We start from the raw sequence: 25,298 nt of genomic DNA, 5'->3' as shown, positions 1-25,298 counted from the left end.
GGCAAACTCTGTAAATTTTTGGACAATCCTGTGCCTGACAATCCGCCGTTATCCGCACCCGCCGAACCCTCCGTACAGCAGCGTCTGCAACTGCTGCGGCAAAGCTGGCTGGCCGAATTGCCGGACGCGGAGCTGGAACAACTGGCCCGTGCCAGTACCATTCTGCGTCTGAGCACAGGCCAGCAGGTGCACGCCCGTGGCGATCTGGCGAAAGGCTATATGGGGGTTATCAGCGGACGGCTGGGCGTCAGCACCCTGACCGATGACGGTAAAGTACTGACACTGGCCTATTTTTTACCCGGCGACTGGTTCGGAGAAATTTCTCTGATCGATGGACTACCACGCACCCACGACACCAGTGCGATGGAAGACAGCGAATTATTGCTGATCGCCGCAACGGATTTTCAGTCGTTGCTGCAGCGTTATCCGCAATTATGGCCGACGCTGGCAAAACACTTATGCCAGCGTTTGCGCCTGCTGATGGATGCGGTTGAAGAAGCCACCCTACTGCCAATGCCGGCGCGGCTGGCGCGTAAATTATTGCAGTTACACCGTATGGATACCCGCCATTCGATGTCGCAGCAGGCGCTGGCAGAAATGATGGGCGTATCGCGGCAGTCAGTCGCGCGGGTGCTGGCTCACTGGGTAAGCGCAGGCTGGATCAGCACACACTATAACCGCATTGATATTCTCGACAGCGGCGCTCTGGAGACAATTGCCGGCCCGGCTGGCGTACCGCGCTGAGCGGACGGTCAGCGCTGCTGTTCAGAGTGCGGAGCGGAATGAGGATGGGTATCTGATAACACCAGCGTTGGCTGACGCAGAATATAAATACTGACCAGCGCACCGATGGCAGGCAGAATAATTTTAACCGGCAGGCGATCCACCAGCACAAAAGCCGTCAGCAGCATGGTGCTCCACATCAGCAACAGCGTATAGATTTTGGCGCGCAGCGGAATACCTTTACCATCAAGGTAATAAATCACATAACGGCCCAGCTTCGGATGCCGGATCAGCCATAAGTAAAAACGTGGTGATGTCCGCAGAAAACAGGCGGCGGCCAACAACAGGAAAGGCGTTGTCGGCAACAACGGCAGAAAAATCCCCAACACTCCCAGCAATACACTGAGCCAACCGCAGCCAAGCACCAGCGCCCGCAGCAGCGGCTGACGTATCGCTTTTTTTTCTGCCAGCTGCGAATGCAGTTCTGCATCCGCGTCTGTCAGAGTGGCATCCGCTGTGTGAACGGATGGCTGCGGTTTATCCTGCATGCTTTTCCTGTGTCAGTTGTCGTATCAGTGCAAACGTACCCGGTATTGATAATCGAAGTATGGCTGAAGATTGCCCAGCGTGGGATTCATACTGCCATTCAGAATCAGACGGAAATGAGTAATCGCCGGATCAAAACCATCGGCACCTGCAACAGGTGTATGGCCAAAGGTGTTACCACCATCACTGGAGAAGTCCAGACTGTCTGTTGTACTGCTCAGACTGTCAAAAGTAAACGTCAGTCCGGTACGGTTATTACCGCTGCCATTAACAAAAGTAACCGGGCTGATGGTGCTGTCGGTCCCCACATAAAACTCTGAGTCAGCGGCAATAGCCTGTACCAACACGGTGCTGTCCGGGTCAGAACTCAGTGTACCGGCATTACTGGCCCGTACCGAATAATCAATCACAGCACCAGGAATGGCTTTCGGATTACTGCTGCCATTAACCGGATCGGAAATCACCTGCGCGGTGCTGTTCAGCTGCAGATCATACACGCCACTGCACTGCGAAAAACTGGCTGCCGGAATAATCTGGTAAGCTCCCGTTGTTGTGCCGCTCCAGTAGGCGCGGTACACATCGCCACCAGCATATTCCTGATGGCGGAATTCAAATTTATGATAACCACGGGCCAGACCCAGACGGACATCATTGCTGGTATTCGGGCCATTATTTGCCCCATGAGCACCGTACCAGCTAACGCGCACTGTATCGTTCAGCCGCAGTTCAACCGCATCATCACCATCCAGCGCCAGCCACCAGTCGCCATCAGTCGGCACATATAAATAACCATCAAAAATCGTCAGATAATACTCATCACCGCGGTTATCAAACGGATTGCCTGAGCCATCGACCTGACTGAATATGGTTTGCCCATCCAGATAGGTTTCGTTGGCAAAGGTATCCACCATCGTCTGAAACTGGCTGGCGCTGGTCGGGTAATTAACGCTGCTGCTCTGGGTATTAAAAAAACGTGTCCATAATCCGGACGAGGCTGCACAGCTGCGTCCCGCTGGCAGAATCAATGTACGTACGGCAACAGAGCCTGATACCGTATTATTCGCCGTATTAAAATCATATGCTTTACCGTCAACTGTGGCACTGAATCCGGCATTATTGGCTGAGCCGCTTTGTGCACTGATACCCAGAACCAAATCCGGATAATGATCCCCATTGCCCACCAGCTCTGAATAAGCACAGCTGATGCTGCCACTGCTGCCGGAACACGACCAGCTATTGCCCTGTACCTGCTCCAGCAATAAACCAGAATCCAGATTAAGCGTCAGAGCCGTATCAGACGGAGCGTTATCCGGCCCATTGTTGACAACAGACAAGATCAAGTCACGGGGGCTGTTACGCACCCAAAGCGCCGGAGCTGTAGCGGTAACAGATAAATCCGCACTGCAGCTTTCATGAGCACCAAAGGTAATCGTTGGCAGAGCGACCGGGCAAGAACGTGAGCGAATATCAATATCGCTGGTGCGGAAAGTTGTCCAGCTCCCCCAAGGCTTACGGAACTGTACGGTAATACCACCATCACAACAGTCTTCGGCGCCAATAATTTCCAGTTTATGGTAGCCCTCCGACAAGCTGATACTGCCTTCAAGAGTCTGACTGGTATTACCCCAATTATTATTCCACCATAAGTTTGCATTCCATTGCTCTTCAAGCCTTGTGCCATTCACATATAAACCGCCACCACGACCAAAGTCAGCACCATAACGAAAACGCCAGGTTCCGGCTTCATTAGCACGTACCTGAAAATAGCTTTCGGAATAGGCAATAAAGTTGCCATCCTGGCCACCAGGGAAGCTGCTGCTGTTACTGATATTGGTAAAATCAGTAATAAATTTACAACCATACCCACTGACATTATCACTGGCGGCGTTAAATAAACTGAAAGCCTGGTTTTTACTCGAAGGGTCGGCGGTTACCCGACGGGTATGAAATTTAATACCCGGATAAGTAAATACGGGCGGAACCTGCGTCTGATTCGATGCTGCTGCATTACCATAGTAGAGATAGATAGAACGGTTCTGACTGGCAACCAGAGATGGAAAACGAACCCAGATACTGGCGGTTTTACTGGCCTGATTCCAGCTGTCAATCCAGAAATCCAGCGCAGTATTATCATCGCTATCGATAATGCGTAAATCGTAACCATTACTGGTCCATTGATAATCAGGATGCAGATTGCTGCTGTTAATGGTCAGCAATACCTGGTAATCGGTCAGGGTTGTACCCGAGTTTTCCTGCACACTGAGTTGTGTACGGTAAGGCCAGTCGCAAAGCAGTCCGGCATAACTGCTGTTTGCCACCATCAGTAAAACCCAGAACAACCCGCGCATTGTATTTTTCCTCCATTGACATGCACGCATTGTACTGTAAAAGACCGATTGCGACCCCTGCCGGATTTTGTCAATGATCGCCTTTATTTGTCAGAATTTCCCTTTCAGCCGTAACCAGTTGTAACGTCCGGCATATACAGGCGTTCAGTTATCAGAAACGGCGGCTGAAACGGCGGCGATATTCGGTTGGTGTTAAGCCGGTTTTTTTGCGGAATAAACGCCGGAATGAACTGGCGTCTTCATAACCGACATCATTCATCACCACATCCACAGTACGTTCAGTTTCTTCCAGTAATTTCTGCGCCGCTTCGATACGGATAGATTGCACATAGGTATTCGGTGGCATATCCAGCGCCGCATTAAAGCGACGGATAAGAGTACGCTTGGATACACTAAAACGGTCGGCCAGTTCATCGACGGTAAAATTACCGGCGTAGTGTTCTTCCAGCCAGGCCTGAACCTGTTTTACCAGATCATCTTTATGCGGTTTTGATAAACGCATCAGCGAATACGACAGCTGGCTGTCACGACGATAGTCGATCACAAAGGCTTTGGCAGTCTGAATGGCTGTTTCAAAACCAAAATTACGCTCAATAATATGCAGCCCCAGATCAAACCAGGCCAGACCGCCACCGGCACAATAAATATGATCATGGCGGGTAATCAGCTGATCAGCCTTAAGTTCTACCTGCGGGTAACGCTGTTCAAACAGATCTTTAAAACCCCAATGAGTGGTGGCCACTTTGCCGTTGAGAATGCCGGATTCGGCCAGTAAAAAATTACCGGTGCAATTACCGGCAATGGTCCAGCCGTGAGCATCGGCGCGGCGCAGCAGTGCCAGCAACTGTGGATTCACACCAATCACATCCTCAACCGGGCCACCGATGGTCGGCACCACAATCACATCCACATCCTGCACATCGTCGTAACTCATATGTGCCAGCAGCTGAATGCCGTTAATGCAGCGGATAGGGCCGCCATCCGGGCTGGCAATGCGCACATTAAACAGGCGCTCCAGTTCCTGTCCCTGAATGCGGTTCCAGGTTACCCCTGCCAGACCAAAAAGATCGGCGACACCGGTCATGGCCGATGATAAGGCTTTATCAAAACCCGCGATCACTACATTAAGCATGGATGGCCCCCTTTAAAGTCTCTGCTGCACTGCACTCTGATACCTGTCATCTGCGAAATCAGGCTGACGGCAGGTTTATGTCACTATTAGCATCAAGTGTGGCTATATTGACGATTATCCGGCGGCATGACAAGCCTGATACTGGTGAAATACGTCATAGAACTCATGATTCACTTTCTATTAACCCTGCGGGGAGCCAAACCGTGTCGAAACTTATTAATCAGAAAGATCTGGAATTTCTGCTGTATCAGGTATTTCAGGCTGAGCAGCTGACCGAACTGCCACATTACAGTGAACACGACCGCACCACCTTCGATGGCATTCTGAATACCTCAAGCCGCATTGCCGAAGATTACTTTGCCCCGCATAACGCCAAAGCGGACGAACACGAGCCACAATTCGACGGTGAAAAAGTCAGCACCATCCCGGAAGTAAAAGAAGCCTGGCAACACTTTGCCGATTCCGGTCTGCTGTGCGCCCGCCATCGTTATGAGGACGGTGGCATGCAGTTACCATCACTGCTGCATATGGCCGCCAACGCTTACTTTATGTCGGCCAATCCTTCCACCGCTGGTTACCCCTTCTTAACCAGCGCCGCCGCCAATGTGATCCATGCCTTTGGCAGCGATGAACAGAAAGCCACCTTTTTACCGCACATGTTCAGCGGCCGTTTTGCCGGCACTATGGCGCTGACCGAACCGGACGTTGGCTCATCACTGGGCGATCTGACCACCCGCGCCCTGCCAGCAGATGACGGCAGCTACCGCATTAAAGGTCAGAAGATGTATATCTCCGGCGGCGATCAGGACATCACCGAAAATATCGTGCACTTAGTGCTGGCCCGTATTCAGGGCGCGCCACAGGGTGTTAAAGGTATTTCGTTGTTTATCGTGCCGAAATTCCACACCAGCGCCGATGGTTCGCTGGGCCCACGCAACGATGTGCAGCTGGCCGGTCTGCTGCACAAAATGGGCTACCGTGGCACGACCTCCACCGTTTTAAGCTTTGGCGAAAAAGACGACTGCCACGGCTACCTGATCGGTGAAGCCGGTAAGGGCCTGATGTACATGTTCAAGATGATGAACGAAGCGCGCATCGGCGTTGGCTTGGGGGCCGCCATGATCGGTTACCGCGGTTATCTGGAATCCCTCGACTACGCCCGTAACCGTCCGCAGGGCCGTTCTCCGGCGGAAAAAGATCCGCTCAGCAAACCGCTGAATATCGTTGAACACACTGATGTAAAACGCATGTTGCTGGCGCAGAAATCCTACGTTGAAGGGTCGCTGGCGCTGTGTCTGCTGGCCGCACGCTTAGTGGATGAACAGGAAGCCGGAGAAAACGCCGACAGCGGCATCCTGCTCGACTTATTAACGCCGGTGGTGAAATCCTTCCCGTCGTATTACGGCCCGCGCGCCAACGATCTAGCCATTCAGGTTCTGGGCGGCGCCGGTTATACCCGCGAATATCCGGTCGAGCAGTGCTACCGCGACAACCGCTTAAATCCGATTCATGAAGGCACCCACGGTATTCAGTCGCTGGATTTACTCGGTCGCAAACTGTGGCAGCACAATGGCAAAGGCCAGCAGCTGTTGATGGCGCGGGTACAGGCCACGCTGAAATCCGCTCAGGGTAAAGAGCAACTCAGCGAGCTGACCGCCAGCTATCAGAAACACCTGAACACCCTGCTGCAAACCACCATGGCGCTGGGCAAAGCCCTGCAGAGCGGTCAGGTCAGTGCGGCGCTGGGCAACTCGGCGCTGTATCTCGACATGATGGGCAAGATGGTGATCGGCTGGCTGTGGCTGGAAATGGCCGACAAGGCTATCGACACCTTTGGCGCTTCGGCGGCAGAAGACGACCAGCAATTCCTCGCCGGCAAACTGCAGGCGGCACGCTACTTTATCCGCTGGGAACTGCCGGAAATTGAGCATCAGGCCAAACTGTTAGCCGGATTTGACGATACCTGCACCACCATGAACCCGGACTGGTTTTAATCAGCAACTGCACAGGACAACACACCATGACTGCCAAAGTACTCGTTGAAGCCAGTGAGCATATCCTCACCATCACCTTTAACCGTGCCGACAAACTGAACGCCCTCGACCCGGAGAGTTACCATCTGCTGGCACAGGCACTGTACCGCCTGCAGCACGACGATGATCTGCGCGTGGGCGTGATTCTGGCCGATGGCAAACACTTCACCGCCGGTCTGGAGCTGGATAAATGGGCCCCTATCTTTGCTCAGGGCGGCGCCCCGCAGATGGCCGCAGATGAAATTGACCCCTACGGTATTTCCGGCGAAACCCTGAGTAAGCCACTGATCATTGCCGTGCATGGTTTGTGCTACACCTCCGGTCTGGAGTTGTTGCTCAATACCGATATCCGCCTCGGCACCGCCGATACCCGCTTTGCCCAACTGGAAGTACAGCGTGGTATCTACCCCTGCGGCGGCGGTACGGTGCGCCTGCCGGAAGAAATCGGCTGGGCACGGGCACAGCGTTATCTGCTGACCGGTGATGAATTCAGCGGCCAGCAGGCCTACGACTGGGGCATGCTGACCGAACTCTGTGAATTCAGCCAGCTGCACAGCCGTGCCCGTGAACTGGCACAGAAAGTGGCCGCCGCGGCCCCGCTGGGTGTGCGCGCCGCGCTGAAATCATCAAAAACCGCGCGTCTGCACGGTGATACCGCTGCACTGAGCACCGTCTTCGGCGATATGGGTAAGGTGCTGAAGAGTGACGATGCCGCCGAAGGCGTACGTTCATTTATGGAACGCCGCGCGGCAAAGTTCAGCGGTCGCTGAAACAGCAACAGCGCCACAGGAAAAACCGTGATGACGGCGGTTTTTCCTGTTTTTTCATCAGGTTAAGCAGCCCAAGAGGACAAATCGGGCAAACCGGACGCAGAGATCAGATCAGAAACTATACTGATTTGGTATGACCACGCCTTCCGGAGCCTTGCATGAAATCCTTACCCCTTAAAACCAAGCTGTTTGCCATCACGCTGTCAGCCATTCTGTTGCTGGCCGCCGCCCTGACCTGGCGCAGTTATCAGGGCATCAGTTCGCTCAGCGAACAACTGCAGGAGCACAGTGAAAAAAATCTGACCGAGGCCGTTATTACCCAACTGCAGACCAAAACCCAGGCCTATGGCGAGCAGATCAGTAACTACATCAACGCCGCCTACCGCATTCCTATGACAATGGCTGCCGCCATTAAAACCGCGATTGAAAATGGTGATGGCAGCCGCGCTCAGGTCAGCGCAATGATGGGGGCCGCACTTGCAGCCAATAAGGATGTCAGCTCCACATACGCCCAGTTCGAGCGTAACGGCTTCGATGGTCGTGACAGCGAGTTCGTCGACTCAGGCCTGATTTACAACGCCGAACGCACCGGCTCACTGGAAATCTACTGGATCCGCAATCAGTCCGGTCAGGTCGAACAGCAGAAAGTCGACGATCCGGACGAAAAATACCTCGATGCCCGTAATGAATTCGGCATCCGTCAATCCGAGTGGTATCTCTGCAGCCGCGATAAAAAAGTTCCCTGCCTGATGGAACCCTACCTGTATGAGATCAGCCCCGGCTATGAAGAACTGATGACCAGTCTCACCGCGCCGATTATCGCCAATGGTACTTTCCGCGGCATTGCCGGTGTCGACGTTAACCTGCCCATTTTCCAGAAACTGGTGGATGAACTGAGCCAGTCGCTCTACAGCGGCAAAGCCCGGGTAACATTACTCAGTGAAATAGGTCTGGTGGTCGCCTCAAGCCACTACAAAGATAAGCTGATGCGGCCTTTAAAAGAGTCTCTGCCGGAAAGAGGCGATACGCTGAGCAAACTGCATAAAGGCGACGGTCTGCTGAGCGGAAAAGATAACCTGTATGTTGCCCGTGGGCTGAAAATTCCGGCCTCCAACAGTGAGTGGTCACTGCTGATCGAACTGCCGCTGAACGTCGCCCTCGCCGATCTTGAAACCCTGAAAGCGCTGGTCGCCGATGAAAAAACCTCAGTACTCAGCAGCCAGCTGCTGTTGGCGCTGATTCTCGCCGGGGCCGCTCTGGTTGCCATAACCCTGTTGATTCAGTCCATTACCAAACCCCTGGAAGTACTGAATAAACAGGTCGAGCAACTGTCCAGCGCCGATGGCGATCTCTCCCAGCGTCTGCAACTTGATACCCACGCCGAACTGATCAGCCTGAGTGGCGGCTTTAACCGTTTCCTCAGCAAACTGCGCGATCTGGTACTGGCGCTGAAAGAAGTCAGTCACGAAGTGCGCAGCGAGTCAGCCGAGAACCTGAAAATCAGCCAGAAAACCCGTAAAGCCACCGATCAGCAACAAAGTGAAATGGATAACGTGGTTACCGCGACTCAGGAAATGTCGGCCACAGCGCAGGAAGTATCACGCATTGCCTCCGACGTTGCGGTACGGGCCAACGATATCCATTCGACCGTCACCGCATCGCAGCAGAACCTGTCTTCCGCGGTAGATACGGTGCTGGAGCTGAGCGAAAACATGCATACCGCAAGCGAGTCGATCACCAAAGTATCTGCCCGCTCCGACGATATTAACCGCATCCTGGTGGTTATTGGCTCCATTGCCGAACAGACCAACCTGCTGGCACTGAACGCTGCCATTGAAGCCGCCCGTGCCGGTGAACAGGGACGTGGCTTTGCCGTGGTGGCCGATGAAGTACGTACCCTCGCCTCCAAAACCCAGGAATCGACCGAAGAAATTAACAATATGATTGGCAGCCTGCAGGGCGAGGTAAAAGCCGCCGTCAGCATCATTGACAGTGGCAGCCAGAAAGCCGGGCTGGCGATGGAATCCACCCGCGAAGCCCATGGCTCTTTGCAAGAAGTAGTACAGGCGATCAGCGAAATTGCCGATCATATCCGTCAGGTAGCCACCGCAGCCGAAGAACAAAGCTCGGTGAGCGGTGAAATTACCCGCAACCTCACCGTGATCGGTGATGCCACCACCATGCTGGCCGAGCTGGCACAGGAAGCCAACCAGAGCAGCCATAACGTCACCGAACAGCTCGACCGTCTGGATAAACAGCTGGGCGCATTGCGTACCTGAGTGCAGACCCGCAACAGCCACAAGCCCTGCCAATCACCATTGGCGGGGCTTTTTTATCGGCCCCGCATGGATGGAAATGCCCGAACCCGGACTCTGCCTCCGCCCATGGCTGTGATAAACTGCGCGCCGCCGGCCACAGGCCAGCCTATCCTGATACAAACGACAGCATAATGCTGCCCCCGAAACACCTTGCCGCGGAATACCATCATGGCCGAACTCGGACGCTACAACACCCTGACCGTACTCGATGAACAGCCCCACGGCCTGTATCTGGATGACAACGACGGCGGCAAAATTCTGCTGCCGCGCAAACAAATTCCTGCCGGCACGCAAATCGGCGACAGTCTTAAAGTCTTTGTTTATCTTGATTCCGACGACCGTCCGATTGCCACCTGCCTGCGCCCTAAAGCACAGCTGCATCAGGTCGCCTGGCTGGAAGCCGTGGATGTAAATCAAACCGGAGCCTTTCTCGACTGGGGTCTGGCCAAAGACGTGTTCGTACCCTTCGCCGAGCAAACCCACCGCATGGAAGCCGGTAAGTCCTATGCGGTCTATCTGTACCTCGATAACACCGACCGTATCGTTGCCAGCGCGCGCTTAAACCGTTTTATCAAAGACGAAGTCAAAGCCAACTGGCCCGGTGCTCCGGTACCGCTGGCCACCGGCGATAAAGTAAAATTACTGATCGCCCAGCGCACCGACATCGGCTACAAAGCCGTAGTCAACGACACCTATTGGGGTTTGCTGCACAACGACGATATCCGCAAAGCCATTCGTACCGGCCAGCGGGTTGAAGGCTATATCAAACGTCTGCGTGACGATCATAAACTCGATCTGATGTTGGAGCCGGTAGGCCATACCAAAGCCGACCCGCTGGCGAAAAAAATCCTGCAGAAAATGGAAGATAACCACGGCCTCTTAGGCCTCAGCGACCACTCTCCGGCAGAGCTGATCGAACTGCAGTTCGGGGTCAGCAAACGTACCTTTAAAATGGCCATCGGCAAACTGTATAAAGAACGCAAAATTGTGATCGAAGACAGTGGTATCCGTCTGGCAACAGAGGCTGACCAGAAAGCTGTGGTCAATAAAGACCTGAAAAAAGAAGCGAAAAAAGAGTCGGGTAAAGACGCCAGAAAACCGGCTAAAGAACAAAAAACATCTGCACCAAAAACGCAGAAAGCAGAAAAACCAGACACGAAGAAAACAGGTACAAAGAAAGAAGAAAGGAATCAGGATCAGGCTGATAAAAAACCGGCTGAGAAAAAATCAGCGCCTAAAGTGTACCGTAACCCAAAGACAAAAACGGAAAAAACACTGAGTCTGAAAAAGAAATCCTGAAGAACATATCCTGACAAAGCAGCAGGATAAAAAACGGCCGCACATAACTCTGTTATGCGCGGCCGTTTTCGTTACAGCATCAGAAGTTATCAACCCCGAGCTGCTGTTCCAGATTATCCGCCATTGCGGCTACGCCATACAGCGTGGTACCGAATTCATCAGTATCCATTTCATCCAGCCACCAGTTGCCCATCGCAACCAGGTGACATCCGCCAACCTTGTCGATGGCCCAGGATGCACACAGTGTACTGTCATTTTCACGCAACAATTTCAGTGCCATAGAAGCACCCAGTTGCTGATCCGGCATACCACTTAAATCCAGTACCGCCGAGGCAATTTCAACAATGTCTTTAGTACCGTCTTCGCTTGGGTGATGCAGCACCAGAACACGCTGTGAGCGCCCTTCGCCCATATCAAACATCGCGCTGATCATGCGCTCATTATCAATTTTCAGATTAATGCCAAGTTTGTCGGCGTGACCTGCAATGATTTCATGAAATTTGTTCGACATTTTAATCTCCTTTAAAACTCGTCCACGCCAAAACGACTTTCCATACGGTCTGCAACGGTTGATACGGCAGATACTGCCATCGCCATTTCTTTCAGATCCATAGTATCCAGCAGCATATCCACAACAGCGATCAGTAGCTCATCTTCTTCACTGATGCGGGTAAATGCCCAGCGATAGTTAGCGGAGCGGCCATTCAGCTCCAGCAATTCGTTGAAGAAAGCTTTCTGATCGATATCAGATTCCTGGATGGTGCTCAGGCGAACAACCGGCGAAGAAATACATACAACTTCACTGCCATTACCCGCCTGCTGACGGTTAAAAAAGACCAGCTGCGAACGCCCGTCATCTTCAACAAACAGCATTTTAACCGAGGTTTCAGAGCGGACTTCAAAGTTCCAGCCAATCTCTTCACAGTAAGCAACAATCTTACTGGTGAACGGGTTTGGATATGGATTTGTGCTTCCATTCGATGTCATCAAGATTCTCCTTATTCGAGAAACATTAAAATTTGCTGAACAAAAGAAGGTTCAACATTCATAATTTTTGCCATTTCCGTGAGGGCATCCAGTTCGCGATCATCAATATTCTGATCGGCTCTGGCGACCACAACCAGACGCTGAATAAAGGCGCAGCGGTTTGAAGCTCCCAGGGATAACAGCGGCTTTGAGCTCTCAATAAACTGTTCACGGGCAAGACCGATAGGATCTTCAGCCTGTTCCAGCAGCTGAATACCTTCGCGGTATATTTCTTCACCGGCCTGCTCGATCAGGTTTTCTGCTTCAGCATCGGCCAGATGTCCGTCCGCATAAGCCACCCAGGCGCCGCCCCAGAACATTGCCCGGTTATGCAGGGCCTGTTTCTCTTCATCGCTGACAGGCTCCATATACTCGAGTACTTTATGAATACCGTCATCAACATCGGCCAGCGTTTTATTCCCTGTTCCCTGTCCGGTTAAACGCTGAAACTCATCCGACTGGCTGTATAAATCAACGGCCATAATACGGATAGGGTTAAACGGATGGCTGGAATAACAATGGGATGTATCTTCTGTGTTTTTTGATAACTCAGATAAATCCTGAATCTGCGCCGAGTACTCTTTCAGATCAAATTCAATAATCGGATGAGCAACACCGCAGGACAGCTTCAGGAAGGAACTGATGGCCGCTTCCGGGCTTTTACAGACAAACAGACCAGCGCGGTCAGCAGAGATTTCTGCGCGCCGGCTCCAGGACATCAGCTTCATGGCATCACTGGCATTCAGCGTGCCTTCTTCAAGAATTGCATGGGTCGGTAAAGCATAATGGCTGAATAAAGCATGACCCAGTTCATGGCCAACAACGAAGTTGATTTCGTCTTCATTCATTGAGGTTAACAGACCGGAACTGAAGGTCAGAATAATGTCATCGCCACCGGAGTAACTGCAGCTGGCATTAGGCTCAGGGCTGTTATAGATGTAGACCTCAACATTTTTATCGCCCAGATTCAGGGCTTCCTGTGCATTACGCACATACTTAAAAAGATCGGGCGCCAGTCTGGCCGTAACCCTCAGGCTGTGGCCAAGAAGACTGCGGCGATAGGAATCACGGCGGGCCTCTTTAATACGTTTTTCAGCCAGCACCTGAATTTTTTTATCAGCCAGCAGTTCATTAAAAAAACTGAGGTCAGACTGAAAGCGGATCGCATCCTCGACGTTCACTGATTGCACCTGCTTAACGTTCCAAGTTGTCAGAAAATCAGCCTGCAAAACTCACATCAACAACAGATTATTATTCCCGGCCGCTATCAGCGCACAGAGCAACCAGGAAAAGACAAACTGCTTATTGATGATATGGTTTATAAAACAGACTGAGCAGTAAGCGGCCATTCTAGACAGCCGATCCTTTCACATCAATTGATAAAGCGGTTAGAAACAATATGTTTTATTGTCAGAATCAGACTTACGTCTCAAAACGACAATCCATATATGCCGGTGGAATCCGCAGAAAAATACGCGCTAAGCCTGATCAGGCTGCTTCCTCTGCCCGGTTTTATCACAACAGAAGCTGCCCATATCTGTTCCGGCCTCGTCCGGAAGGATGAGACAGCGTCCGGGAAATGGCGCAAATCAACATGTCATTTTCTGTGTGGCGGCAAATAAGACTGGCTCCGATTGCCGGTTGACCCACTTTGACGGCGTGTTAGTCTGAGCGCGCCTGTATCTGGTGCCGATGCTGTGAAACGAACCCTGCTTTCTCTGAACCATGTCCTGTTACTGACGATGCTGTTGCTTATCGGTCAGTCGGCTGCGCTATGGCATCAGACTCACTCAGAACAGCATCCCGCCGGTGAGCTGTGCAGTTACTGCCTGCAGGCATCCGACCTCAGCACACCCGGCCTGTCCGGCGTCAGTCCTGAAGCCCCCTGCATTCCTGACCAGCACAGCACCATCTGTCCACCAGCGCCTGGCACTGCAACGACCGTTTTAACAGCCTCACAGGCACGCGCCCCACCCCGTTTTTCCTGAATCCGTTAAACCCAGAATCGTTACCGGTGTGTTAGCGCATACCGGTGATACGTGTATTTTTTCAGGAGAACACCATGTCTGTATCCCGTACCGGCATTTTGCCTTGCTGTGCCCTGCTTAGCCTGTCCGCTATTCTGCCCGCTCCACTGTGGGCCGCCGATTCTGCCAATGCATTTAATCCGGCTATTGGCCTGATTCTGAATGGCACACTCGGCCACTTTTCCCGTGAACCCGATGACTACGCCATCGCCGGTCTGCCCTTAGGCGGAGAAAGCGAACCCGGCAGCCAGGGCTTTGCGCTGGGCGAGTCGGAATTAAACATCAGCGCCAATATTGATCCCGACTGGTTCGGTGCCATTACCGTCGCGCTCGGTGATGAAACCGAAGTAGAAAACGCCTACGTGCAAACCAGCCCGGCAGACGGCCTGACTTTCCGCGGCGGACGATTCTTCTCCGGCATCGGTTATCTCAACGAACAGCATGCCCACACCTGGGATTTTGCCGATACTGCGCTGGCGTACCGTGCCTTGCTGGGTACGCAATATAAAGACGACGGCGTACAGTTACGCTGGCTGGCACCGACCGAGCTGTACACCGAAGTCGGCGCGGAATGGTTTAACGGCAGCGCTTATCCGGCCGGCGGCAGCGCCAGTAAGGGTCAGGGGGCCTGGTCGGTGTTTGTGCACAGCGGCGGCGATATAGGCCAGAGCAGCAGCTGGCGCGCCGGTCTGTCGTACCTGAATGCCAATGCCGATGCGCGTGAAAGCGGCGACGAAGATAACCCGGATCTGTTCAGCGGCAGCAGTAAGGTCGCCATTGCCGATTTCGTGTGGAAATGGTCACCCGGCGGCAACGCCTATAACCGCAGCGTTAAAGTGCAGGGCGAGTACCTGCTGAGTAAAAACGACGGTGACTTTACCCCCGCAGGTGGCAGCGAACTGCCCTACTCGGCCACACCCAAAGGCTGGTATCTGCAGGCAATTTATCAGTTTACCCACGGCTGGCGTGCCGGTGTGCGCCACGATCAGCTCGACGCTGGCCAGAATGATGCCGCCTTTGCCGGCACCATGCTCGACGCGCAAAACCATACCCCACAACGCAACAGCCTGATGCTGGATTACAGCAACAGCGAGTTCAGCCGTCTGCGTCTGCAATACAACCGCGATGAGTCTCAGCCACAGATCGATCATCAGTGGCTGCTGCAATACACCATGAGCCTCGGCGCCCACGGCGCGCACCGTTTTTAAGGAGAGCGTGATGAAAAAAATATTACACAAAGCACGCGCTGTTCTGCTGCCGTTACTGCTTGTTGGTGGCTGCAGCACTGCACAGGCTGCAGCGCTGAATATCTTCGCTTGCGAGCCGGAATGGGGCGCACTGGCGCAGGAGCTGGGCGGTGATAACGTTGAGGTGTTCACCGCTACCACCGCCTTACAGGACCCGCATCATATTCAGGCGCGACCGAGTCTGATTGCGAAGATGCGCAAAGCCGACCTGCTGATCTGCACCGGCTCCGAGCTGGAAAGCGGCTGGCTGCCTCTGCTGCTGCGCCAGTCCGGTAACAGCAGGGTGCAACCGGGCAAGCCCGGCTATTTTGAAGCCAGCCGTTTTGTCGAAACCCTGGATAAACCGCAAATCATCGACCGCTCACAAGGCGATGTGCATCCCGGTGGTAATCCTCACATTCAGACCAGCCCACACAATATCAGCAAGGTTGCCGCAGCCCTGCTGCCACTGTTGCAACAGCTGGATGCTGACAACAGCGCCGCCTATCAGCAGCGCGCCGATGATTTCGGCCAACGCTGGCAAGCCGCCATGCAGCGCTGGGAAACAAAAGCAGCACCCTTGCGCGGTGTTGCTGTTGTAGTTCACCACCGCAGCTGGAGTTATCTGCAACAGTGGCTGGGGCTGAACGAAGTAGCCACGCTGGAGCCGAAACCCGGCGTGCCCGCCAGCGCCGGGCATCTGGCGGAGGTATTGCAGCAGCTGGATGCCCAGCCGGCCAGAATGATCATCCGCGCGGCCTATCAGGATGGCCGTGCTGACGAATGGCTGGCGGATAAAACCGGCCTTCCGGCCATTGCTTTGCCCTTTACCGTGGGTGGCAGTGAACAGGCGCAGGATCTGTTCAGCCTCTACGACGACACCATTTCACGCCTGCTGGCTGGGCTCACACCATGAACCTGTTCAGCACGCTGGATTTATCGATCATTGCCCCGGCGTTTCTCGCCGGGCTGCTGGTGCTGACCACCCACATACCACTGGGCCGTCAGGTGCTCAGCCGCGGCATTATTTTCCTTGATCTGGCCATCGCCCAGATTGCCGGTCTCGGCGTTATCGTTGCTTACAGTCTGGGCTGGGAAGCCGGTGGCTGGCAGGTTCAGCTGATTGCCATGGCTGCCGCCTTGGCCGGTGCACTGTTGTTGTATGCCACCGAGACGCTGTGGGAAGACAATCAGGAAGCCATTATTGGCTGCGCCTTTGTACTCGCCGCCAGCGCCGGCATTCTGGTACTGAGCAGCAATCCGCACGGCGGTGAAGCGTTAAAAGACCTGCTTGCCGGGCAGATTCTGTGGGTCAGCTACAGCCAGCTGATCCCGGTGGCCATTATTTATTCGGCGGTACTGGCGCTGTGGTTTGGGCTGAGAGTTGTCCGTGGCAAACAACAGAGCCCGCTGCTGTTTTATTCCCTGTTTGCCATCAGTGTGACCACCTCGGTGCAGCTGGTTGGTGTCTATCTGGTGTTTGCCAGCCTGATTATGCCGGCACTTGCCGTACAGAAAGTCCGCCAGCATCCGCTGCTGCGTGCTTACGTTACCGGGGCCTGTGCTTATGCCGCCGGGCTGATGCTGTCGGCGCTGTGGGATCTGCCGTCAGGAGCAACCATTGTCTGCGCCATGGCACTGGTTTGTGGTCTCAGCGCTGCCGTGGCAAATGGTAAACTTAAGGCATCGCAGGATGCCGCCGTTCCACTATAAAAAGCCGTTCCATTGTAAAAAATTGCTCTGGCCGCCGGCGAACCATGCGGTGGCCTTGCTGGTCAGTCACAACCAGCCAAACATTCACTCAGACACCCCTCTTCCGCTTATGAATATCAAAGCCTTTGCCGAACAAACCGGGGTTTCTGCCCATACCCTGCGCTATTACGAAAAAATCGGCTTGCTGCAGGTTGCACGTAATCAGAGTGGCCACCGGGTATTCAGCAATAAAGATCTGGAATGGATTACCTTTATTCTGCGCCTCAAAGACACCGGCATGCCGCTGCAGCACATTATTGAATACGCAGAATTCCGCGCGCAGGGCGACAGCACAATGGCTGAACGCCAGCAGTTACTGCAACAGCACCGCGATATTCTGCAGGCAAGAATTGCCCGCGAACTGGAGCATCTGCAGGTTCTGGATAACAAAATCGGTTATTACCGTCAGCTGACCGGCAAGGTCTGAAATCCGCTTGACTTAGAGTTAACTCAAAGCCCTAACCTGCTTTCTCTTTAATTAACAGGAAGCAGGAATATGACCAGCGTACGCTTTGAACAGGGACTGAAAAAACTCAGCGAAATTGATGGTGAAGCCGGGCATAAGGTGATCGACAGCCTGCAGGATATTTGTCCGGATCTGGCGCGCTACACCATCGAATATCCTTTCGGCGATATTTATTCCCGTCCGGGGCTGGATCTTAAATCACGCGAAATAGCCACCGTTGCCGCGCTCACGGCGCTCGGTAACTGCCAGCCGCAACTGAAGGTGCATTTACAGGCCGCACTGAATGTTGGTTGCAGCGCCGATGAAATCAAAGAAGTGATTTTACAGATGTCGGTTTATGCCGGCTTTCCGGCGGCACTGAATGCCATGTTTGCATTTAAAGAAGTACTGCAGGAACGTGGCCTACTGTAGTTTAGTGCCCCGCTTAGGAAAATAAACCGCCGTCAGCGTCCTGCCGACGGCGAATCCAATCAATCAACCGCGAACACTTTCCCGCTGCTGTTTTTTCACCTTTTTCAACGCCATCTGTTGTTTAACCGGCGACAGATAATCAATGAATAATTTGCCTTTTAAATGATCCATTTCGTGCTGTATGACAACCGCCAGAAAATCATCGCTTTCAATCGTGATGGCCTTACCATCACGATCCAGCGCCGACACCGTTACCGAGGTAAAACGCTCAACATCGGCATAATAGCCAGGCACCGATAAACAACCTTCCTGACCGGCTTCTTTATGTTCGCCACGGATAATTTCCGGATTAATCAGCACCAGCGGCTCATTACGTTCTTCAGAAAGATCAATCACCAGCAAGGCTTCACGACGGCCCACCTGAGTCGCGGCCAGACCAATGCCATCGTCAGTGGCGTACAGGGTGTCGAACATATCGTCGATCAGCGTCTGTACGCTGCGGATATCGGTTACCGGACGGGCAACTTCCCGCAGGCGGGGGTCAGGTGCTTGTAATACGGTTAAAACAGCCATAAAAAATAGGGGTTCCTGTCAGGTTTCAGCGGCCGTTAAGGCCAGCCATTGCGCGGATTGTATCCCGTAGATGGCATGATCCACTACCCGGCCATTAAGGTTTTCACTGTTGCGGATAATGCCTTCAAGGGTCATATGCAGACGTTCACATAATGCACGGCTCGGTTCATTCTCTGCGGCAGCCGATATCTGCACCTTATGCAGCTTCAGCCGATTAAAAGCATCATCAATAAGATAGCGGACCGCCGTTGTCATAATTCCCCGCCCCTGATATTCCTTGCTCAGCCAGTAGCCGATTTCTGCTTTACCAAGGTTTCGGCAAATGCTGTTGTAGCTGACATTGCCCACCACAACGCCCTGATACAACACCGCGCATGTCATCGATTTACCATCGGCATAATCATGCAGAGCACCACGGATAAAGCGCAGGAAAAACTCTTCCGAATCGGCGTGGGGCGGCCAGGCAAGCCACTCTGAAAGCAAGCCACTCCGAAAGATAGTCGCGCTCAGCCTCAACAATCGCCAGATAGCGGCCGGCGAACGACGGCTGAACCAGAGCCAGGCTGACTGACTCATTAATATCAAGCGTAAACATAACGATTCCCTGTACCTGTATTCTGAACAAATCCTAAAATGACGACCCCGGCTGCTGTAAAAACGCCAGTTCTTCTGCCGTCGATTCGCGCCCCAGCAAGGCATTGCGGTGCGGATAGCGGCCAAAGCGCGCAATAATATCGCGGTGGCGGTGTTCAAAGTTAAGGTTATCTTCCAGCCCCGGACGGGCAAACAGACGCAGCGCTTCATCGTGAATCAGCAGCGATTCGCTGTGCATATAAGGCATATACAGAAACAGGCATTCGCTCACCGCCAGACCCGCATCAGCGTCTGCCGCCACCGCTTCCTGTGCCAGCACCAGTGCTAACGGGTCAGCGGCAAAGGCACGCCCGCTGTCGCGGTAGATATTGCGTGAAAACTGGTCGAGCACAATGATTTCAGCCAGCCGTCCGCGCGCACTGACACGCCAGTGATACAGCTCCCCGGCACAGGCAGCTGCGTGTATATCGCCAAAGCGGCGCTCAATCTCCCGGTCCAGCTGCGGATCTTTCACCCACCACTGTTTGGGGCTCAGTTCGCTGAACCAGAAGTCCAGTACGGTCTGTTCATTGATATTGTCTGTATCCATGATTTTTCTCCTGAATGTCCGGGCGGCTGGCGGACTCTCCCCTGGCTTTCACCCAGCCTCAAACCAGACGGTGAAATCATCCCAATGCGGCGCAAAAACGCCTCAGATGCTCGTTTTTTGCACGAAAAACACGTATAGTCGCGCCCTTTCGTAAAACCCTTCTTCTATCAGGATTGACCCGTGATCTCCACCGCTAATATCACCATGCAGTTTGGTGCCAAGCCTCTGTTTGAAAACATCTCCGTCAAGTTTGGTGACGGTAATCGCTATGGCCTGATCGGCGCCAACGGCTGCGGTAAATCCACCTTTATGAAAATTCTGGACGGTTCTCTGGAGCCGACCGCCGGTAATGTCAGCATTACGCCGAACGAGCGTCTGGGTAAGCTGAGCCAGGATCAGTTCGCCTTTGAACAGTATCGCGTTATCGATACCGTGATGATGGGTAACAAAGAGCTGTGGGCCGTTAAGGAAGAGCGTGATGCGATCTACGCCAACCTGGAAGCGACCGAAGACGACTATATGCGTGCCGCCGAGCTGGAAGGTGAGTTCGCTGAGATGGGTGGCTACACCGCCGAATCCCGCGCCGGTGAGCTGCTGCTGGGCGCCGGTATCGCAACCGAACTGCATGAAGGTCCGATGAGCGAAGTGGCTCCGGGCTGGAAGCTGCGTGTATTGCTGGCGCAGGCGCTGTTCTCTAACCCGGACATCCTGCTGCTCGACGAACCGACCAACAACCTGGATATCAACACCATCCGCTGGCTGGAAGGTATCCTCAATGACATGAAGTGCACCATCATCATCATCTCGCACGACCGTCACTTCCTGAACTCCGTCTGTACCCATATGGCCGACATCGACTACGGCGATATCCGCATTTATCCGGGTACCTATGATGACTTTATGATTGCCTCCACCGCCGCGCGCGAACGTATGCAATCAGAAAACGCCAAGAAGAAAGCGCAGATTGCTGAACTGCAGCAGTTCGTATCGCGCTTCTCGGCCAACGCCTCCAAAGCCAAGCAGGCCACCAGCCGTGCCAAGCAGATGGACAAGATCAAGCTGGACGATATCAAGCCGTCTACCCGTCAGAACCCGTTTATCCGCTTTACTCAGGAAAAGAAACTGCACCGTCTGGCGCTGGAAGTGGAAGGCCTGAGCCACGGTTATGAAGGCGATGAGCTGCTGTTCAAAAACACCAACCTGATGGTTGAAGCCGGCGAGAAGATTGCGGTTATCGGTGCTAACGGCGCGGGTAAAACCACCTTCCTCAAGTGTCTGGTGAGCGACCTGACACCGAAGTCCGGCACCATTAAGTGGGCGGAAAACGCGAACCTGGGTTACTACGCTCAGGATCACGAATACGAATTCGCCGAAAACATGGATCTGTTTGCCTGGATGGAACGCTGGAAGACCACCGAGCACGATGATCAGGCGGTACGTGCGACTCTGGGTCGTCTGCTGTTTAACCAGGACGACATAAAGAAGTCAGTGAAAGTCTGCTCCGGTGGTGAAAAAGGCCGTCTGCTGTTCGGTAAGCTGATGATGCACAACCACAACGTGCTGATCATGGACGAACCGACCAACCACATGGACATGGAATCCATCGAGTCGCTGAATGCGGCGCTGGAAATGTTCGAAGGTACGCTGATTTTCGTGTCCCACGACCGTGAGTTCGTATCCTCGCTGGCGACCCGCATTATCGAAATCCGCGATCACGAGATCGTAGACTTCCACGGTACTTACGACGAGTACCTGAAGTCTCAAGGCGTGGAATAAGCGCCGGTTTTACCACGCGATACGCTGCATCAGTTCTGATGCAGCGTCATCAGACGTTCAGGAAATAACCGCTCTGGTGCTTTCCTGAATGCTCCCTCCAGACGCAGTTATTCCCGACAGCCTTTGCGGGGCAAACCCCTGCGCCCCAACTTGGGGATCTGATCCCCAAACCCCTGCTTTGCGCTTTCTGGCCCGTGATCCTTATTCACTCGGTTTTTACTGACCACGCGTATATTGGCCATCCATGGCCACATACGCTTGTCTGGCATCCATGCCAGCCAGATCGTAAAAACCATCGCTCATGGCGGCGGGCCCAGAGGCGCGGTTTATCTCAACCGCAACGTCGTTTTTCTCGAACTGTAATGTCCGTTCTGAAAAGCCGCTTGGCGGAATAATCAATGCGCCTGCAGGCCGCCGAAATGAAGAGCAACGAGCAGGTACGTCTCTGCAGGGATGCAGAGCGAGCGGATAGGGCCATGGATGGCCCATTATCCGCGTTACCGTGACCGAGGTGGTCTGAATGGAGGAAAAAGGCCTGCACAGCGCGAAGCTGGGGTCGGCCCGCCGGCAAGGGGATAAGTTCCCCTGGGAGGCATTGGGCCTGGATGTTAAAAAATGCTGTTTTTGTCAGCTATAGTGCTGCTTAAAAGCTATGGGAAGCAGTGATTGATCAGCCCTAATTACTGCAACACATGCCTAACCGGCTGCAGCAATGGCGGCGGTGTTTCACCCAGCGACTCAGCAATGGATATCTCGTTAATCCGGCACAGGGCATCCAGCGGCAGGTCGTTGGCGGCGCAGCCAAAAGGCTCTTCCATTTCTTCGGACAGCACATCCAGACCAAAAAACGTGTAGGCCACGATGACGGTAAACAACGCCGCATACCATCCCAGTGATGGCACCAGACCAAAGGGCAGTAAATAACAGTACAGGTAAGCGGTACGGTGGGTCAGCAGCGTGTAGGCAAACGGCAGTGGCGTGGTGGCAATACGCTCACTGGCGGCCTGCACCGCGGCTAAGCGGGTTAAATGCTCGTCCAGAATCCGCAGGCCCACCGCATCGATATGCTGCTGGCGGTACAGTTCACCAATAATCCGCCCGGCGCGGCGCAGGCAATATTCCGCCGGATTCTGGTGGCTGAATACACGCTCGATATCCTCATTACTTAACCAGGGTTTCAGCTCTTTGCGGCTGTCCTGCTTACGCAATGAGCCGCGCAGCGCATGGCAATGTGCAGCACACCAGTGCAGTAAATCGTGGCGCAATTGTCCGGCCGCCGAATGTTCGGCCTGCAGATCCAGCAACGTCTCGCTGGAGCGTGCCAGACTGCGGATTTCGTACACCATCGCGCCCCACTGCTTGCGCGCTTCCCACCAGCGCTCATAAGAGGCGTTATTACGGAAACCGAGAAAAATCGACAGCGCCACACCGAGCAGAGTAAATGGCGCAAGAGAAAACTCAGGAACACTCAGCCAGCGCAGTTCATGCAGCGCACTGACCGCGGCGGCAAATAATCCAACCGCCAGCAGGTGCGGAAAAATGCGCGGCACAACCGAACCACGAATCACAAACAGCAGCGCAATGGCATTGGGACGTGGACGGACAATCATAAAACAGCCTTATTAAAGGCAGGACTTAACGTCCTGCGGGTTTACCGATAACAACCGAGATCAGAGCAACGGCCCCCAGTGCCCAGCAATAGGTAACAGCGCTGACCAGCTGCAGCGGTGATAGCGCCGCCAGCGAGGCGGCCAGCAGCATCTGCGCACCGTAAGGAATAATGCCCTGCACCACACAGGAGGCAATATCCATCAGACTGGCGCTGCGCTTTGGGTCTACGCCGTAACGCTCGGCAATGTCTTTCGCCAGACTGCCGGAAATAATAATGGCTACAGTGTTGTTGGCGGTACAGAGGTTGGCCAGCGCCACCGACGAGATAATACTGAATTCACCGGCGCGGCGGTGATCTTTAGGAGCGCTGCCTTTACGGCTCAGGCGGTCAATAAACGCACCGATCCAGGCAAGGCCACCACCGGCTTTCATCAGTGCCGCCAGGCCACCGATAAAAATCGACAGAATCATAATTTCCTGCATGCTGCCGTAACCGGCGTAAATATCTTTCGCCCAGTTCGCCAGATGATAATCCTCTACCCGGACCAGGCCGATCACACCCGCCAGAACAATACCGGCGAACAGCACCAGCAACACATTCAGGCCGCTGAGCGCTAAGCCCAGCACCGCGATATAAGGCAGCACCAGCCAGAGGTCATAACCCCTCACCTGCTGCGCCTCGCTGGCCGCGCCCTGATAAGCCAGCCATAACAGGGTGATGATTGCCGCCGGTAAGGCAATCTTGAAATTCATGCGGAATTTATCGCGCATTTCACAACCCTGGGTGCGGGTTGCGGCAATGGTGGTATCGGAAATAATCGACAGGTTATCGCCAAACATCGCCCCGCCCATCACCGTACCGATGGTCAGTACCGTCGATAATTCCGTTGCTTCGCTGATCCCCACCGCAATGGGGGCAATGGCTGCGATGGTACCCATGGAGGTACCCATCGAAGTAGCGATAAAAGCGGTCATCACAAACAAACCCGGTAATACCAGCGGCGCCGGAATCAGGCTGAGACCAAAATTCACCGTCGCATCCACACCGCCAATGGCCTTGGCCACACTGGCAAAACCACCGGCCAGCAGGAAAATCAGCACCATGGTAATCAGGGTGTTATCGGCACAACCGCGGATCAGAGCATCGACGCGCTGGTTCAGCGTGCCACGGGCCAGCAACAGTGCCAGCAGAATGGCCGGCAGAATCGCCACCGGGGCCGGCACCTGATAGAAGGCAAAGTCCACCCCGGCCTGCTGATAATACAGACCACCACCGATAAACAGCGCCAGAAACAAACCAATCGGCAACAATGCCAGCGCGGATGGGGCCACAGCAGCCGCTGAAGAAGTGGCCGATGAAGAAGACGCCGCAGCGCCAGGTTCAGAAGAAGTGTTAAGACTCACGGGAGCAGTCCTGCCAGCAGATGAAAGGCGGGCATTGTAAAGGAAGCACCCGCTATCCCTAAGAACAAATAATTATGAGGGCATAACTGACCGGATTCGCTCCGGATGCCTGAGCAAATAAGCAGCACTCAGACGCCCTGCAGAGTCACCAGTAAGCGCCGGGGGCCGCCGTGGTCGCGGTGTTCACACAGATAAATGCCCTGCCAGGTGCCTAGATTAAAGGCGCCATCTGTCACCGGCAGAGTGACTGAAGGCCCTAGCAGGCTGGCTTTAATATGCGCAGGCAGATCATCGTCACCTTCCAGCGTATGGCGGTAATAAGGCTCGCCTTCCGGCACCAGACGGTTAAAGACCGCTTCAAAGTCACTGCGCACCGTAGGGTCAGCATTTTCATTCACCGTCAGCGACGCCGAAGTATGCTGAATAAAAATATGCGCGAGCCCGGTCTGAATCTGTTTAAGCTGTGGCAACTGCCGCAGGATTTCGCCGGTAATCAGGTGAAAGCCGCGTGCTTTGGCGCTGAGCTGAATCTCCTGTTGCAGCCAGATCATCGTATTACTCCTGTCATCGCATTATTCCTCTGAATCAGGCTCTGGTTAAAACACCGGTAAAAAGCGCAGGTTGAGCACTCACGCTGTTCAGGTAATCAATCATGGCGGCGGAAGGTCAAGGTG

25 protein-coding genes are annotated in these 25,298 nt (G+C 53.8%); 12 read left to right on the top strand and 13 right to left on the bottom strand.

Features of this window, described 5'->3' with window-relative positions:
* The first annotated feature begins 30 nt into the window (after window positions 1-30).
* Entirely contained in the window at window positions 31-744 is a 714-nt protein-coding gene (locus MT343_RS06120) for a Crp/Fnr family transcriptional regulator (RefSeq protein ID WP_145469253.1), read from the top strand.
* A gap of 8 nt (window positions 745-752) precedes the next feature.
* Here MT343_RS06120 and MT343_RS06115 read toward each other — a convergent pair whose 3' ends face one another.
* From MT343_RS06115 to MT343_RS06105, 3 genes are all read right to left on the bottom strand, one after another.
* Window positions 753-1,271, bottom strand: a complete 519-nt coding sequence (locus MT343_RS06115; RefSeq protein WP_145469252.1) for a YbaN family protein — start codon at window positions 1,269-1,271, stop codon at window positions 753-755.
* A gap of 24 nt (window positions 1,272-1,295) precedes the next feature.
* Window positions 1,296-3,617: a CCXG family PEP-CTERM protein gene (locus MT343_RS06110; RefSeq protein ID WP_186435927.1), complete on the bottom strand. Its 2,322-nt coding sequence runs from the start codon at window positions 3,615-3,617 to the stop codon at window positions 1,296-1,298.
* A gap of 151 nt (window positions 3,618-3,768) precedes the next feature.
* Window positions 3,769-4,749, bottom strand: a complete 981-nt coding sequence (locus MT343_RS06105; protein ID WP_145469250.1) for a GlxA family transcriptional regulator — start codon at window positions 4,747-4,749, stop codon at window positions 3,769-3,771.
* A gap of 203 nt (window positions 4,750-4,952) precedes the next feature.
* Here MT343_RS06105 and MT343_RS06100 point away from each other — a divergent pair, with 203 nt between their 5' ends.
* The 4 genes from MT343_RS06100 to MT343_RS06085 all read left to right on the top strand — a co-directional run bounded on the left by MT343_RS06100 (window position 4,953) and on the right by MT343_RS06085 (window position 11,169).
* On the top strand, window positions 4,953-6,743 hold the full coding sequence (locus MT343_RS06100; protein WP_145469249.1) for an acyl-CoA dehydrogenase: 1,791 nt from the start codon (window positions 4,953-4,955) through the stop codon (window positions 6,741-6,743).
* A gap of 26 nt (window positions 6,744-6,769) precedes the next feature.
* Entirely contained in the window at window positions 6,770-7,552 is a 783-nt protein-coding gene (locus MT343_RS06095; RefSeq protein WP_145469248.1) for a crotonase/enoyl-CoA hydratase family protein, read from the top strand.
* Between the two features lie 158 nt (window positions 7,553-7,710).
* Window positions 7,711-9,831 carry a methyl-accepting chemotaxis protein gene (locus MT343_RS06090; RefSeq protein WP_145469247.1) on the top strand — a complete coding sequence of 707 codons (2,121 nt, stop codon included), beginning with the start codon at window positions 7,711-7,713 and terminating at the stop codon, window positions 9,829-9,831.
* Window positions 9,832-10,038: 207 nt separating this feature from the next.
* A complete protein-coding gene (locus MT343_RS06085; RefSeq protein ID WP_145469246.1) occupies window positions 10,039-11,169 on the top strand; it encodes a CvfB family protein in 1,131 nt (376 codons plus the stop codon).
* Window positions 11,170-11,248: 79 nt separating this feature from the next.
* Here the strand turns inward: MT343_RS06085 and MT343_RS06080 are convergent, their stop codons facing one another.
* Genes MT343_RS06080 through MT343_RS06070 form a run of 3 tightly spaced genes read right to left on the bottom strand, consistent with a single transcriptional unit; the run spans window position 11,249 to window position 13,376 of the window.
* Window positions 11,249-11,680, bottom strand: coding sequence for a hypothetical protein (locus MT343_RS06080; protein ID WP_145469245.1), 432 nt, complete (start codon window positions 11,678-11,680; stop codon window positions 11,249-11,251).
* A gap of 11 nt (window positions 11,681-11,691) precedes the next feature.
* Complete coding sequence (locus MT343_RS06075) at window positions 11,692-12,156, bottom strand: hypothetical protein (RefSeq protein WP_145469244.1); 465 nt, start codon at window positions 12,154-12,156, stop codon at window positions 11,692-11,694.
* Window positions 12,157-12,167: 11 nt separating this feature from the next.
* Complete coding sequence (locus MT343_RS06070) at window positions 12,168-13,376, bottom strand: M48 family metallopeptidase (protein WP_186435925.1); 1,209 nt, start codon at window positions 13,374-13,376, stop codon at window positions 12,168-12,170.
* A gap of 516 nt (window positions 13,377-13,892) precedes the next feature.
* Between MT343_RS06070 and MT343_RS06065 the strand changes: the two genes are divergently transcribed.
* The 6 genes from MT343_RS06065 (at window position 13,893) to MT343_RS06040 (ending at window position 18,077) form a co-directional block, all read left to right on the top strand.
* On the top strand, window positions 13,893-14,183 hold the full coding sequence (locus MT343_RS06065) for a hypothetical protein (protein WP_145469242.1): 291 nt from the start codon (window positions 13,893-13,895) through the stop codon (window positions 14,181-14,183).
* A gap of 74 nt (window positions 14,184-14,257) precedes the next feature.
* Window positions 14,258-15,430: a hypothetical protein gene (locus MT343_RS06060; protein WP_145469241.1), complete on the top strand. Its 1,173-nt coding sequence runs from the start codon at window positions 14,258-14,260 to the stop codon at window positions 15,428-15,430.
* A 10-nt stretch (window positions 15,431-15,440) separates the two neighbouring features.
* Window positions 15,441-16,364: a metal ABC transporter substrate-binding protein gene (locus tag MT343_RS06055; RefSeq protein ID WP_145469240.1), complete on the top strand. Its 924-nt coding sequence runs from the start codon at window positions 15,441-15,443 to the stop codon at window positions 16,362-16,364.
* A complete protein-coding gene (locus tag MT343_RS06050) occupies window positions 16,361-17,161 on the top strand; it encodes a metal ABC transporter permease (RefSeq protein ID WP_145469239.1) in 801 nt (266 codons plus the stop codon). The genes MT343_RS06055 and MT343_RS06050 overlap by 4 nt, the downstream gene beginning before the upstream one ends.
* Window positions 17,142-17,627, top strand: coding sequence for a MerR family transcriptional regulator (locus tag MT343_RS06045; RefSeq protein WP_243989467.1), 486 nt, complete (start codon window positions 17,142-17,144; stop codon window positions 17,625-17,627). Before MT343_RS06050 ends, MT343_RS06045 begins: the two co-directional genes overlap by 20 nt.
* A 69-nt stretch (window positions 17,628-17,696) precedes the next feature.
* Window positions 17,697-18,077, top strand: coding sequence for a carboxymuconolactone decarboxylase family protein (locus tag MT343_RS06040; protein ID WP_145469238.1), 381 nt, complete (start codon window positions 17,697-17,699; stop codon window positions 18,075-18,077).
* Between the two features lie 63 nt (window positions 18,078-18,140).
* On the opposite strand, the gene def is transcribed toward MT343_RS06040, so the two are convergent.
* From def to MT343_RS06025, 3 genes are all read right to left on the bottom strand, one after another.
* The gene (gene def / locus MT343_RS06035) at window positions 18,141-18,650 is read right to left on the bottom strand and encodes a peptide deformylase (RefSeq protein WP_145469237.1); all 510 of its coding nucleotides are present in this window, start codon (window positions 18,648-18,650) and stop codon (window positions 18,141-18,143) included.
* 18 nt (window positions 18,651-18,668) lie between these two features.
* On the bottom strand, window positions 18,669-19,133 hold the full coding sequence (locus MT343_RS06030; RefSeq protein WP_444875582.1) for a GNAT family N-acetyltransferase: 465 nt from the start codon (window positions 19,131-19,133) through the stop codon (window positions 18,669-18,671).
* 145 nt (window positions 19,134-19,278) lie between these two features.
* A complete protein-coding gene (locus MT343_RS06025; RefSeq protein ID WP_145469236.1) occupies window positions 19,279-19,833 on the bottom strand; it encodes a DUF924 family protein in 555 nt (184 codons plus the stop codon).
* A 180-nt stretch (window positions 19,834-20,013) separates the two neighbouring features.
* Here MT343_RS06025 and MT343_RS06020 point away from each other — a divergent pair, with 180 nt between their 5' ends.
* Window positions 20,014-21,609, top strand: a complete 1,596-nt coding sequence (locus MT343_RS06020; RefSeq protein ID WP_145469235.1) for an ABC-F family ATPase — start codon at window positions 20,014-20,016, stop codon at window positions 21,607-21,609.
* A 216-nt stretch (window positions 21,610-21,825) separates the two neighbouring features.
* Here the strand turns inward: MT343_RS06020 and MT343_RS06015 are convergent, their stop codons facing one another.
* The 4 genes from MT343_RS06015 to MT343_RS06000 all read right to left on the bottom strand — a co-directional run bounded on the left by MT343_RS06015 (window position 21,826) and on the right by MT343_RS06000 (window position 25,172).
* A complete protein-coding gene (locus MT343_RS06015) occupies window positions 21,826-22,008 on the bottom strand; it encodes a hypothetical protein (RefSeq protein WP_145469234.1) in 183 nt (60 codons plus the stop codon).
* 281 nt (window positions 22,009-22,289) lie between these two features.
* Window positions 22,290-23,219, bottom strand: a complete 930-nt coding sequence (locus MT343_RS06010; RefSeq protein ID WP_145469233.1) for a bestrophin family protein — start codon at window positions 23,217-23,219, stop codon at window positions 22,290-22,292.
* Window positions 23,220-23,244: 25 nt separating this feature from the next.
* Window positions 23,245-24,552: a Na+/H+ antiporter NhaC family protein gene (locus tag MT343_RS06005; RefSeq protein ID WP_225692011.1), complete on the bottom strand. Its 1,308-nt coding sequence runs from the start codon at window positions 24,550-24,552 to the stop codon at window positions 23,245-23,247.
* A gap of 200 nt (window positions 24,553-24,752) precedes the next feature.
* A complete protein-coding gene (locus MT343_RS06000) occupies window positions 24,753-25,172 on the bottom strand; it encodes a secondary thiamine-phosphate synthase enzyme YjbQ (protein ID WP_145469524.1) in 420 nt (139 codons plus the stop codon).
* Between the last annotated feature and the right edge of the window lie 126 nt (window positions 25,173-25,298).

Source organism: Venatorbacter sp. C2-1 (assembly GCF_022832715.1).
Taxonomy (GTDB): domain Bacteria; phylum Pseudomonadota; class Gammaproteobacteria; order Pseudomonadales; family Oceanobacteraceae; genus Venatoribacter; species Venatoribacter alkanivorans.
The sequence above is the reverse complement of the archived record's forward strand: the minus strand, read 5'-3'. Positions and strand labels throughout refer to the sequence as shown.

Bases quoted from the DNA above. Each gene is read 5' to 3' on its own strand.
- MT343_RS06010 (WP_145469233.1), bottom strand. From the start codon at position 23,219: ATGATTGTCCGTCCACGTCCCAATGCCATTGCGCTGCTGTTTGTGATT.
- MT343_RS06025 (WP_145469236.1), bottom strand. From the start codon at position 19,833: ATGGATACAGACAATATCAATGAACAGACCGTACTGGACTTCTGGTTC.
- def (WP_145469237.1), bottom strand. From the start codon at position 18,650: ATGGCTGTTTTAACCGTATTACAAGCACCTGACCCCCGCCTGCGGGAA.
- MT343_RS06055 (WP_145469240.1), top strand. From the start codon at position 15,441: ATGAAAAAAATATTACACAAAGCACGCGCTGTTCTGCTGCCGTTACTG.
- MT343_RS06085 (WP_145469246.1), top strand. From the start codon at position 10,039: ATGGCCGAACTCGGACGCTACAACACCCTGACCGTACTCGATGAACAG.
- MT343_RS06050 (WP_145469239.1), top strand. From the start codon at position 16,361: ATGAACCTGTTCAGCACGCTGGATTTATCGATCATTGCCCCGGCGTTT.
- MT343_RS06105 (WP_145469250.1), bottom strand. From the start codon at position 4,749: ATGCTTAATGTAGTGATCGCGGGTTTTGATAAAGCCTTATCATCGGCC.
- MT343_RS06115 (WP_145469252.1), bottom strand. From the start codon at position 1,271: ATGCAGGATAAACCGCAGCCATCCGTTCACACAGCGGATGCCACTCTG.
- MT343_RS06040 (WP_145469238.1), top strand. From the start codon at position 17,697: ATGACCAGCGTACGCTTTGAACAGGGACTGAAAAAACTCAGCGAAATT.
- MT343_RS06045 (WP_243989467.1), top strand. From the start codon at position 17,142: ATGCCGCCGTTCCACTATAAAAAGCCGTTCCATTGTAAAAAATTGCTC.
- MT343_RS06075 (WP_145469244.1), bottom strand. From the start codon at position 12,156: ATGACATCGAATGGAAGCACAAATCCATATCCAAACCCGTTCACCAGT.
- MT343_RS06095 (WP_145469248.1), top strand. From the start codon at position 6,770: ATGACTGCCAAAGTACTCGTTGAAGCCAGTGAGCATATCCTCACCATC.
- MT343_RS06110 (WP_186435927.1), bottom strand. From the start codon at position 3,617: ATGCGCGGGTTGTTCTGGGTTTTACTGATGGTGGCAAACAGCAGTTAT.
- MT343_RS06080 (WP_145469245.1), bottom strand. From the start codon at position 11,680: ATGTCGAACAAATTTCATGAAATCATTGCAGGTCACGCCGACAAACTT.
- MT343_RS06090 (WP_145469247.1), top strand. From the start codon at position 7,711: ATGAAATCCTTACCCCTTAAAACCAAGCTGTTTGCCATCACGCTGTCA.
- MT343_RS06060 (WP_145469241.1), top strand. From the start codon at position 14,258: ATGTCTGTATCCCGTACCGGCATTTTGCCTTGCTGTGCCCTGCTTAGC.